The sequence below is a fragment of the Streptomyces apricus genome, from assembly GCF_008369065.1.
Taxonomy (GTDB): domain Bacteria; phylum Actinomycetota; class Actinomycetes; order Streptomycetales; family Streptomycetaceae; genus Streptomyces; species Streptomyces apricus.
The window spans coordinates 14,817-25,171 of record NZ_VDFC01000051.1 but is presented as its reverse complement, the minus strand read 5'-3'; the positions used below and the strand labels follow the sequence as shown (position 1 = coordinate 25,171).

The following is a 10,355-nucleotide window of genomic DNA, read 5'->3' as shown; positions in this document are numbered from 1 at the left end:
CTCTCCCGCGCCGTCCGCCCTACGCCCCACCCCACAGGAGTCGACATCGTGCACCGACGCATCCTCGGGCTGCTGACCGCCACCGGCGCGGCCGCCGCCCTCTGCACGCTCACGCTCGCCCCGACGGCCTCCGCGCAGAAGGCCGGCGAGGACACCTCCGCCGCAGCGTTCGTGGTCAGCGAGGCGCAGTTCGACGAGATGTTCCCGGGCCGGAACTCGTTCTACACGTACAGCGGCCTCACCGCCGCGCTCGACGCCTACCCCGGCTTCGCCAACAGTGGCAGCGACACGGTGAAGAAGCAGGAGGCCGCCGCCTTCCTCGCCAACGTCGGCCACGAGACCGGCGGCCTGCAGTACGTGGTCGAGCAGAACACCGCCAACTACCCGCACTACTGCGACACGAGCCAGTCGTACGGCTGCCCGGCGGGCAACGACAAGTACTACGGCCGCGGCCCCGTCCAGCTCAGCTGGAACTTCAACTACAAGGCCGCGGGCGACGCGCTCGGCATCGACCTGCTCAACAACCCCGACCTGGTACAGAACGACGCGGCCGTCGCCTGGAAGACCGGCCTCTGGTACTGGAACACCCAGAGCGGCCCCGGCACCATGACGCCGCACGACGCCATGGTCAACGGCGCCGGCTTCGGCGAGACCATCCGTTCCATCAACGGCAGCCTGGAGTGCAACGGCGGCAACCCGGGCCAGGTCCAGAGCCGCATCGACAACTCCCCCGTCCCCGCGCACCTCGGCCCCGACGCGAAGGGCTGGACGCGCCACGACCCCCTCGGCGTCGTCCTGGTCATCGCCCCCTGGAACTACCCGGCCCAGCTCCTGCTGGCCCCGATGCTCGGCGCGCTCGCGGCCGGCAACGCGGTGGTCGTCAAGCCCAGCGAGCTGGCCCCGGCCACCTCCGCGGCGCTCGCCCGGCTGCTGCCCCGGTACCTCGACACCGATGCCGTCGCCGTCGTCGAGGGCGGCGTCCCCGAGACCACGGCCCTGCTCGCCGAGCGCTTCGACCACATCTTCTACACCGGCAACGGCACCGTCGGCCGCATCGTGATGGCCGCCGCGGCGAAGCACCTCACCCCGGTCACCCTCGAACTCGGCGGCAAGTCACCGGCCTTCGTCGACCGCGGCGCCGACCTGTCCGTGGTCGCCGCCCGGCTGGCCCGCGGCAAGTTCCTCAACGCCGGGCAGACCTGTGTCGCGCCCGACTACGTCCTGACCGACCCGGAGACCGCCCGCGCCCTGGAGCCCGCGCTGACCGAGGCCGTCGAGGCCCTGTACGGGTCGGACGCGTCGGCCTCCGGCGAGTACGGCCGGATCGTCAACGAGCGGCACTTCGACCGGCTCAGCGGACTGCTCGGCTCCGGCCGGGTCGTCGTGGGCGGCGCCACCGACCGCGCGGCGAAGTACATCGCGCCGACCGTCCTGGCCGACGTAGCCCCGGACGCGCCCGTCATGCGCGAGGAGATCTTCGGCCCGGTCCTGCCGATCGTGACCGTCCCCGGCCTCGACGAGGCCATCGGGTTCATCAACGACCGCGACAAGCCCCTCGCCCTCTACGCGTTCACCGAGTCCGACACCACCCGGGAGCGGCTCGCCACCGAGACCTCGTCCGGAGGGCTGGGCCTCGGTCTGCCCCTCGCCCACCTCACCGTCTCCGACCTGCCCTTCGGCGGGGKGGGGGAGAGCGGCATGGGCAGCTACCACGGCCGCTACTCCATCGAGACGTTCAGCCACCGCAAGGCGGTGCTGGAGAAGCCGCTGGGCTGAACCGGCCCGTCCGCGGCGCGGGTTGACTGGTCTACACCCTTGACTGGTCCAGACCAAGGTGGTGGAGTGTGCCTCCACACCCCCCACCACGGCCGCCCGTACGCCGCGGCCGGTGCCCCCGGCGCGCGCGTACAAGGTCAGCTCCGCGCTGCCCCCGTACGGGCGCGACCGTGCTCCGTGAAGGAGTTGCTCCTGTGTCGAGACGCCGACTGTCCGCGTTCGTGGCCGCGATCACCCTCGCGACCGCCGCACCGGTCCTCCTGCCGGCCTCCGGTGCGTCCGCCGCAGCCACCGCCGCCTGTTCGAGCTACCCGAGCTGGGTGGCCGGCAAGTCCTACGTGACCGGCAACATCGTCCGGTACACCGACGGCAAGGCCTACATAGCCGAGCACGACAACCCGGGCTACGACCCCACCATCAGCACCTGGTACTGGGAGCCGTACGCCTGTGACAACGGACCCACCAACCCCTCCGGGTTCGTCGTCAGCGAGGCCCAGTTCAACCAGATGTTCCCGAACCGGAACGGCTTCTACACCTACAACGGGCTGAAGGCGGCGCTGAGCGCCTACCCGGGCTTCGCCAACACCGGCAGCGACACGGTGAAGAAGCAGGAGGCGGCGGCCTTCCTGGCCAACGTCAACCACGAGACCGGCGGCCTGGTCCACGTCGTCGAGCAGAACACCGCCAACTACCCGCACTACTGCGACTGGGGCCAGCCCTACGGCTGCCCGGCCGGCCAGGCCGCGTACTACGGCCGCGGGCCGATCCAGCTGAGCTGGAACTTCAACTACAAGGCGGCCGGCGACGCGCTCGGCATCGACCTGCTGAACAACCCCTGGCTCGTGCAGAACGACTCGGCCGTGGCCTGGAAGACCGGCCTGTGGTACTGGAACACGCAGTCCGGTCCCGGCTCCATGACCCCCCACAACGCGATGGTCAACGGCGCGGGCTTCGGCCAGACGATCCGCTCCATCAACGGGTCGCTGGAGTGCGACGGCAGGAACCCCGCCCAGGTGCAGAGCCGCGTGGACAGCTACCAGCGGTTCACGCAGATCCTCGGCACGACGCCCGGCGGCAACCTGTACTGCTGACGTCCTGATGTTCTGACGCCCGGCGTTCTCCCTCCGGACACGGCTCCGCGGCCGGCGCACCTGCGCCGGCCGCGGAGTGCGGGACCACTCGTTCCCGAGCGCTCAGCGCGTGACCTCGTGCCGGGTGTTGGGCACACAGTGGGTCATGGTCAGCCCGGTGACGTCCCGCGGCGGGTTCTGGCCCAGGTTCTCCAGCCGCTTGCGGTCCTCCTCGGTCAGGTCCTGGCTGGCCAGCGGCTTCAGGCCGGCGACGTCCTGGGGCGTGATGCCCAGTCCTTCGCCCACCTTGAGGCCCAGCTCGTTCTCGACCAGCAGGAAGTGCCAGACCATCCGCTCCTGCACCGCCCGGTCGCACTGGGACAGCAGGTCGGTGAAGTTCTTCACCAGGTCCTGCTGCTCCCACTCCTCCATCAGCAGGTAGCGCTGGCCGGCCTGCATGTAGTCGTTGGTGCGGGGGATCCGCTTGCGGGTCAGCTTGCCCTGGATCACCGGGCCCTGCTCGTCGTGCGTGGGGTACTGGTCCTCACGCAGGCCGCCGGTGATCGACGGCTCGTAGTTGACGATCGGGTTCTCGCCGCCGTTGTCCTGGTGGTAGGCCATCTGGCCGTCGCGCTGGTTGGTGCGGACCGGGGCGTTCTTGGGCTGGTTCACCGGCAGCTGCAGGTAGTTCGGGCCGACCCGGTAGCGCTGTGTGTCGCTGTAGGAGAAGGTCCGGCCGACCAGCATCTTGTCGTCGGAGAAGTCCAGGCCGTCCACCAGGACGCCGGTGCCGAACGAGATCTGCTCGTTCTCCGCGAAGAAGTCCCTCGGCATCCGGTTCAGCACCATCCGGCCGACCGGCTTCGGCGGGAAGTCCTGCTCCGGCCAGGTCTTCGTGTCGTCCAGCGGGTCGAAGTCCAGCTCGGGGTGGTCGTGGTCCTCCATCATCTGGACCAGCAGCTCCCACTCCGGGTACTCGCCGCGCTCCACCGCCTCGTAGAGGTCCTTGGTGGCGTGGCCCAGCCCCTGGGCCTGGACGTTCGCCGCGTCCTCCTCGGTCATGCTGCGCACGCCCTGCTTGGGCATCCAGTGGTACTTGACCAGGTGCGTCACGCCCTCCTGGTTGACCCACTTGTACGTGTTGACGCCGAAGCCCTGCATGTGGCGGTAGTCGGACGGGATGCCGCGCGGGCTGAAGAGGTTCACCAGCATGTGCATGGACTCCGGCGTCTGCGACATGAAGTCGAAGATGCGGCGCGGCTGCTGCTCGAAGGTGACCGGGTCGGGCTTGAGCGAGTGGATCACGTCCGGGAACTTGATCGCGTCCCGGATGAAGAACACGCCCAGGTTGTTGCCGACCATGTCCCAGTTGCCGTCCTCGGTGTAGAACTTCACCGCGAAGCCGCGCGGGTCGCGCGCCGCCTCGGAGGAGTCCCGGCCGCCGATGACGGTGGAGAAGCGCACGGCGAGGTCGGTGCGCTTGCCGCGCTCCTGGAACAGCTTGGCCCGGGTGTAGCGGTCGACGGGCTCGTCGCCCCAGGTCCCGTACGCCTCGAAGTAGCCGTACGCGGTCACCCCGCGGGCGTGCACGACGCGCTCCGGGATGCGCTCCCGGTCGAAGTGGCTGATCTTCTCCAGGAACTGGTAGTTCTCCAGGGTCGCGGGGCCCCGGGCCCCCACGGTGCGCTGGTTCTGGTTGTCGTAGACCGGATGGCCCTGTCGGTTGGTGAGTACTTCCCGGTCGTCGCCGGGCTCGGGGCCCATGCTCGATACGTCCGTCACGGTCGTCCACTCCTCTGGGGTCGTACGAGAGTTTCCTGCAAGATATGCCCCTATTTCACCGCATGTGTCCATTGATCGCGGGACGGCGTCGGCCGGGCGGTCCGCCGGCGGGCCGGTCGGCGGGTCAGCCGAGCAGGCTCCACGACGTGGTGCCGTTCACCGTCATGAGGACCACCAGCAGCACGATGTCCGCGATGCCGAGCCACAGCCCCAGCAGCGCCCTGAAGCGGCGCGGGGTGTTGCGGCGCAGCGCCATGGTGGCCAGGACGATCGCGATGGGGCCGAGGACGAAGTTCAGGACGAGGAGCCCGACGAGGCCGAGGACGAAGGAGGCGACCGCCATCCCCTCGGTGTCGCGGCGGCCGGTCCGCCGCTCGCCGGTCTCCCGCTCGGAGCGCTCTGTCAGTCGCATCGGGTCACGCCTTTCGGGGTCGGCCGTGCCTGCGGCGCTCGCGGACGGCGAACACGATCAGCCACGCGGCGATGGCCGCGCCGGCCACCAGGACCACGGGCCAGGGGAGGTAGGCGGCCGCTCCGATGAGGACGGCCAGCAGGAGGAAGGCCACGACGAGGATGAGCACGTCTGCTCCTGTTCGCGCGAAGACATGGGCAAAGGGTCCTGGGCACGCCGTCGGACGCCGTTCCGGGAACATGCGCACACGGGTGTCCCCAGCGGCCGGGATCACACCTGCGAACACGTGCGTCACACGGGGGATTGGGGCCGCCGCCCAGGGGTACTCCCACGAGCTTCCGCCCCGTGTGCCGGGCCGGCCCGCCGCCGCCCGGGACGCGTCGATCCGCGGCTGCCGGGAACCCGCCGGGAAGAGCGGAACACCCAGACACGAACGCGTGAGCGAGGAGTTGCCCGTGATGACCGTTTCCGAGAACGACCGCAGGACCGGGACCGCCCACCGGACGGAGGTGCGGTCGTGAGCGCGCTCACCGGCCTGGAACGGGCGATGGAGCGGTTCGGGGCGTCACTGCTCGCGCAGGTCCGCCGCAAGGAACCGGTCGAACTGGTCGAGGCGCTGCGCAAGGAGTGCGACGACAACGTCGTGGTGTGCAGCGAGAACCTCTCGGTCGTCCCCAACGCGTACGACGTCGAGCTGGCCGAGTTCGCCCACGAGGAGCTGGAGCGCAACGGCCAGCGGATCGACCAGGTCCTCACCGACCGGCTCCTGCGCCACGGCGAGACCATGGGCTACGTGTGGGCCGGCCCGCTCGCGGTGCACGTCACCAAGTCCAGCGACATCCCCAACGGCCGCTACCGGGTGTCGAGTCACGTCATGAAGCACGTGCGGGCCGCCGCCTTCCAGCAGTGACCGCCGTGCCCCGCCACCGGCCGGCCGCACGGCCGGTCAGGTGGCGGGCGGGCGCCCGAGGATCGCCGCGGTGACCTCCGCGAGCGTCCGCCCCGTACGGAAGGCCTCGGCCCGCATCCTCGCGAGGGCGCTCTCCACACTCGTGCCGTAGGTCGCCGCGACCACCCCGACGGCCTGGTGGGTCGAGGACCAGTGGGCCCGTACGACGTCGGCGGGCTGCCAGCGCGGGGAGCCGAACGCGTCGAAGAGTTCGGTGCGGGCCGGCAGGAGTGCCCGCACCACGGCGTCGGCGACCTGCACGCCGGCACGCATCGAGGGTCCGTCGGGTCCCTCGTCGTCGTGCGTGAAGAGCTCCATGGCGCCCAGCGTCTGGCCGGCGACCCGCAGGGGGAACGCGCAGACGGCGCCCACCTGCGGCAGCTCCTCGGCGACGGCCGCGCCGAAGAACGGCCACGGCGTGGCGCGGTGCCGCAGATTCCGGCCCACCACCGGCAGGCCCTCCGAGGCGGCGGTGACGCAGGGGCCCTCGGCCACCGTGAACTGGATCTCCTCCAGCCGCAGGGCCGTGTCGTCGGACGCGCACAGCAACTGCCGGGCGGGCGTGTCGGTGAGCAGGGACAGCGCCACCCCGTCGACGGGCAGGACCTCGCCCACCGAGCGGCACAGGGCGCGCGGCAGTTCGCCGGTCTCGACGCGGCGCACGGCCTCCGTCACCGCCCACGCCGCCGAGGAATGCCGTTCCGTCATCGCGCTCCCCGTTCCGTGCCGCCCGCTGTCCCTCCATGTGGCTCCCGGGTACCCAGGTACCCGGGAGCGGGCACGGGGAACGGCCGTGGTGCCCGGCGGGTGGGGGTACCGCCGGGCACCACGGCCGTTCCCGTCCGGGTGCCGGTCCCCGCGCTACGGCAGCGGGGGCAGCTCCTCCTCGGGCACGACGTGGACCGCGGCCTCCTCCGCGCCCGCCGCCCCGCCGTCGATGCCGACGTCCGACGCGACGGCCTCCTTCGTGGCGTCCTCGTGCGCGCCCTCGTCCGGCGCCACCAGGCGTCCCGCGCGCTCGCCGCCGGCCTCGGGGTCGAGCGGTTCGCCCTCCCCGCCGGGCAGGTCGCCGATGCCGTCACCGTCCGGCACCTCCGTGTCGGGGACCTCCTGGCGCAGCCGTTCGTCGAGGCTCTCGCCCTCGTGCTGCTCGGCCGCCGTGACACCGGTCTTGGTGACGCCGAGCGGCTTCTCCGGCGGCGAGTAGCCCTCGTCGAGCATGTCGTCGTAGGTGCGTTCGTCCACCGCGTCCTGGAGGTCCAGCGGAGAGGCGTCCTCCTGCTCCTCGTTGTCCCCGGTGGGCTGGTAGGCGTCGTCCGCCATGCTGCTCTCGTCGGTCATCGTTCAGCCTCCTGGCGGTGATCGTTCTCGTGCGCCCCGTGAAGTACCGCGGTGCCCGGCATACGGCCCGTGAAACACCGGAGCACCCGGAAGGCCGGACCCCGGGGGCCGCACCCGGACGGCCGGAACCGGCCGCGGTCCACCGGCCGCAACCCGCGCGACGGCTTCCGGACGGCTCGCGCTATTGACCGGTACATACCAACCCGATTGAGTGTCCCGCGCAGACCCCCCACGTCCACGGTGCCGAGCAGGGTGCCGTCGCGCTGCCGAAGGGACCCGAACACCATGCGAGGACACCGCCTCCTGCCGGCCCTCACCGCCGCCGCGGCGGCACTGGCCACCCTCCTGTCCGCTCCCGCCCGCGCCGCCGAGGTGCCGTCGTCGGGAGTCTTCTACGTACAGAGCGCCGTCACCGGTCTGAACGCCGCCGACAGCGGGGGAGCGGTCCTCCAGCGCAACCCCAAGGGCAACGAGGACCGCCAGCAGTGGACGCTGCGGTCCACCGGCTCGACGTACGTCCTGGAGAGCACCGACACGGCCGGCAGCTGCCTCGGCCGGTCGGGCGCCCAGGCGCGGACCGTGGCCTGCTCGGGTGCCGACGCCGCCTGGGAGATCACCCCGGCGGGCACCGACCGCTACCGGCTCAAGGTGCCCGGCGCCGACCAGTACCTGACCCTGGGCGCGAAGCCGTCCGGCGCCACCTACCCCGCGCAGCTCGCGGTGGGCGCGGCGGGCGACCCCGCGGCCTGGTACCTGACCCCGGTGACCTCCCCGACCTCCCCGATGCCGTCCGCGGACCGCCGCACGCTGGACCAGGTCACCTTCCTCACCTCGCACAACGCCTACGCGAACGGCGTCGACGGCGGTTTCGCGCCGCCCTTCGTGAACCTCGTGCCGAACCAGAGCCGGGGGATCGAGCAGCAGCTCGCCGACGGCGTACGCGGCTTCATGCTGGACGTCCACCAGACCCCGGACGGCGCGATCCTCTGCCACAACAGCTGCACCCTGGTCAGCAGGCCGGTCGCCCTGAACGTGGACCTCCGGCGCATGGTCGACTTCCTGCGCCGGAACCCGGGCGACATCGTCACCGTGTTCCTGGAGGACTACGTCGACCCGGGCGTGCTGCGCGCCGAACTGGCCCGGGTCGAGGGCCTGTCCGACGTCCTGTACCGCCCCGACCAGGCGGGTGTGCGCACCAACGGCTGGCCGAGGGTGGCGGACCTGATCGCGGCCGACGACCGCCTGCTGATCTTCAGCGACCACAGCCGCTCCGCCGACGAGTCCGCCGGGCTCACCCGGGACAGCTTCGGCGTCATGTACCAGCGCGAGTGGACCGTGGAGAACTACTGGTCCATGGGCTCGGGCGTCGGCGGCTCCGACTGGTCCTGCTACAGCCGCTGGTACGACGCGAACACCAACGTCCCCCTCACCGCGGCGGCGCCGCCCTTCCGCCCGCTCTTCGTGATGAACCACTTCCGTGACGCGGCGATCACCTCGACCGCCGGCACCGACAACACCAAGCTCACCGACCGGGCCCGGCGGTTCTGCCAGCCCGCGGCCCGCAAGAAGCCCAACTTCCTGGCGGTGGACCACTACGACCTGGGCAACCCGGCCGCGGCGGTGGCGACGCTCAACACGTACACGTACTGACGTGTGCGGCTTCTCTCCGGTCCCGGACCGGTCGGGGACCGGAGGGAAGCCGTCGCCCGGCCGGGCCCGCGGTCAGCCCAGCTGCGCGTGCAGGAACTCGACCGTCCGCCGCCAGGCCAGGGCCGAGGACTCGGGATCGTGGGCCTCGGGCCGGCCGTCGTTGAAGAAGGCGTGACCGGCCGGGTAGACGTGGAACTCCGGGGTGATGCCGGACTGCTCGCGGATGGTCTCGCCCAGGGAGGCGAGGTAGTCGAGCGGGATGGAGTCGTCGCGCTCGCCGTAGTGGCCCTGGATCTGGGCCTTCAGACCGGAGAAGTCGGGGCCGTCGCCCGGGATGCCCCCGTAGAACGGGACGGCGGCGCGCACGCGGGGATCGGTGGCGGCCTGCTGGAGCACGAACCCGCCGCCCATGCAGAAGCCGACCGAGCCGACGGAGTCGGACGTGACCTCGTCCATCGCCAGCAGGTGGTCGACGGCGCCGGACAGCAGCTCGACCCCGCGCTCCACGGGCAGCTCCTGCATCATCCGCAGCGCCTCGGAGCTCTCGTGGGCGACGTTGCCGCCGTAGAGGTCCGGGGCCAGCGCGACGAAGCCCTCCTTGGCCAGGCGCTCGGTGACGTCCGCGATGTGGTCGGTCAGCCCCCACCACTCCTGGATCACGATCACGCCGGGTCCCCGTCCGGCCGGGGGCAGGGCCAGGTAACCGTGCGCGGTGGTGCCGCCGCTCGGGAAGGTGACGTTCTGGTGGGCGGGTGCCCCGGTCGACCTGGGCGTCTCGGACATGGCGTCTCACTCCTGTCGCTCGATATCGCCCCCAGCATGCCGGAACCGCCCGCGGCACGGACGGGCGGCCCTGACCCCGGCCGGGTACGGCACGGCAATGCCGTATCCTCGCGTGTTACGTATAACCCCTGTCGGTGCTGCCACGGACGCCGTGCCGCCGCGCACCCCCAACGCCTGGAGAGGTCCCGATGCGACGCGTCGCCCTGGTCACCCTCGTCGTCGACGACTACGACGACGCCGTCCGCTTCTACACCGGGGCGCTCGGGTTCCGCCTCGTCGAGGACACCCCGCGCCCCGACGGCTCGCGCTGGGTCGTGGTGGAGCCGGGCACCGGCGGATCCGGCACCGGGCTCCTGCTGGCCCGCGCCAAGGACGACGCGCAGCGCGGCCGGGTCGGCGACCAGACCGGCGGCCGGGTCGGCTTCTTCCTGCACACCGACGACTTCGCCCGCGACCACGCCCGGATGAGCGCGGCGGGCGTGACCTTCCTGGAGGAGCCGCGGCACGAGGCGTACGGCTCGGTCGCCGTCTTCCAGGACCTGTACGGGAACCGGTGGGACCTGCTGCAGCCGGCCGCGGGCCCCGCCGGCCC

Annotated in this window: 11 protein-coding genes; 5 read left to right on the top strand and 6 right to left on the bottom strand. The window is 71.6% G+C overall.

The genetic code is table 11. From position 1 onward, the window contains the following. Positions 1-198 precede the first annotated feature (198 nt). Together FGF04_RS30910 and FGF04_RS30905 are read left to right on the top strand one after the other, a co-directional pair. Positions 199-1,776 carry an aldehyde dehydrogenase family protein gene (locus FGF04_RS30910; protein ID WP_149514675.1) on the top strand — a complete coding sequence of 526 codons (1,578 nt, stop codon included), beginning with the start codon at positions 199-201 and terminating at the stop codon, positions 1,774-1,776. A gap of 194 nt (positions 1,777-1,970) precedes the next feature. Continuing rightward, complete coding sequence (locus FGF04_RS30905) at positions 1,971-2,867, top strand: glycoside hydrolase family 19 protein (protein WP_149514672.1); 897 nt, start codon at positions 1,971-1,973, stop codon at positions 2,865-2,867. 102 nt (positions 2,868-2,969) lie between these two features. Here the strand turns inward: FGF04_RS30905 and FGF04_RS30900 are convergent, their stop codons facing one another. The 3 genes from FGF04_RS30900 to FGF04_RS40300 form a co-directional block, all read right to left on the bottom strand. Then, the gene (locus tag FGF04_RS30900; protein WP_149514671.1) at positions 2,970-4,628 is read right to left on the bottom strand and encodes a catalase; all 1,659 of its coding nucleotides are present in this window, start codon (positions 4,626-4,628) and stop codon (positions 2,970-2,972) included. Between the two features lie 124 nt (positions 4,629-4,752). Beyond that, the gene (locus FGF04_RS30895) at positions 4,753-5,040 is read right to left on the bottom strand and encodes a DUF4190 domain-containing protein (protein ID WP_149514670.1); all 288 of its coding nucleotides are present in this window, start codon (positions 5,038-5,040) and stop codon (positions 4,753-4,755) included. A gap of 4 nt (positions 5,041-5,044) precedes the next feature. Beyond that, positions 5,045-5,209 carry a hypothetical protein gene (locus tag FGF04_RS40300; protein WP_188114303.1) on the bottom strand — a complete coding sequence of 55 codons (165 nt, stop codon included), beginning with the start codon at positions 5,207-5,209 and terminating at the stop codon, positions 5,045-5,047. Between the two features lie 348 nt (positions 5,210-5,557). Between FGF04_RS40300 and FGF04_RS30890 the strand changes: the two genes are divergently transcribed. Then, positions 5,558-5,950: a DUF3662 domain-containing protein gene (locus FGF04_RS30890; RefSeq protein ID WP_149514669.1), complete on the top strand. Its 393-nt coding sequence runs from the start codon at positions 5,558-5,560 to the stop codon at positions 5,948-5,950. A 36-nt stretch (positions 5,951-5,986) separates the two neighbouring features. On the opposite strand, the gene FGF04_RS30885 is transcribed toward FGF04_RS30890, so the two are convergent. Both FGF04_RS30885 and FGF04_RS30880 read right to left on the bottom strand, forming a co-directional pair. Continuing rightward, complete coding sequence (locus FGF04_RS30885) at positions 5,987-6,697, bottom strand: GAF domain-containing protein (RefSeq protein ID WP_149514668.1); 711 nt, start codon at positions 6,695-6,697, stop codon at positions 5,987-5,989. A gap of 153 nt (positions 6,698-6,850) precedes the next feature. Continuing rightward, positions 6,851-7,330, bottom strand: coding sequence for a DUF5709 domain-containing protein (locus FGF04_RS30880; protein ID WP_149514667.1), 480 nt, complete (start codon positions 7,328-7,330; stop codon positions 6,851-6,853). A 285-nt stretch (positions 7,331-7,615) separates the two neighbouring features. Here FGF04_RS30880 and FGF04_RS30875 point away from each other — a divergent pair, with 285 nt between their 5' ends. Beyond that, entirely contained in the window at positions 7,616-8,980 is a 1,365-nt protein-coding gene (locus FGF04_RS30875; RefSeq protein ID WP_149514666.1) for an RICIN domain-containing protein, read from the top strand. Positions 8,981-9,052: 72 nt separating this feature from the next. Here the strand turns inward: FGF04_RS30875 and FGF04_RS30870 are convergent, their stop codons facing one another. After that, positions 9,053-9,763, bottom strand: a complete 711-nt coding sequence (locus FGF04_RS30870; protein WP_149514665.1) for a dienelactone hydrolase family protein — start codon at positions 9,761-9,763, stop codon at positions 9,053-9,055. A 188-nt stretch (positions 9,764-9,951) separates the two neighbouring features. Here FGF04_RS30870 and FGF04_RS40295 point away from each other — a divergent pair. Beyond that, on the top strand, positions 9,952-10,355 hold a 404-nt coding region (locus FGF04_RS40295), incomplete at its 3' end, for a VOC family protein (protein ID WP_188114302.1).

Bases quoted from the DNA above. Each gene is read 5' to 3' on its own strand.
- FGF04_RS30870 (WP_149514665.1), bottom strand. From the start codon at position 9,763: ATGTCCGAGACGCCCAGGTCGACCGGGGCACCCGCCCACCAGAACGTC.
- FGF04_RS30875 (WP_149514666.1), top strand. From the start codon at position 7,616: ATGCGAGGACACCGCCTCCTGCCGGCCCTCACCGCCGCCGCGGCGGCA.
- FGF04_RS30895 (WP_149514670.1), bottom strand. From the start codon at position 5,040: ATGCGACTGACAGAGCGCTCCGAGCGGGAGACCGGCGAGCGGCGGACC.
- FGF04_RS30885 (WP_149514668.1), bottom strand. From the start codon at position 6,697: ATGACGGAACGGCATTCCTCGGCGGCGTGGGCGGTGACGGAGGCCGTG.
- FGF04_RS30880 (WP_149514667.1), bottom strand. From the start codon at position 7,330: ATGACCGACGAGAGCAGCATGGCGGACGACGCCTACCAGCCCACCGGG.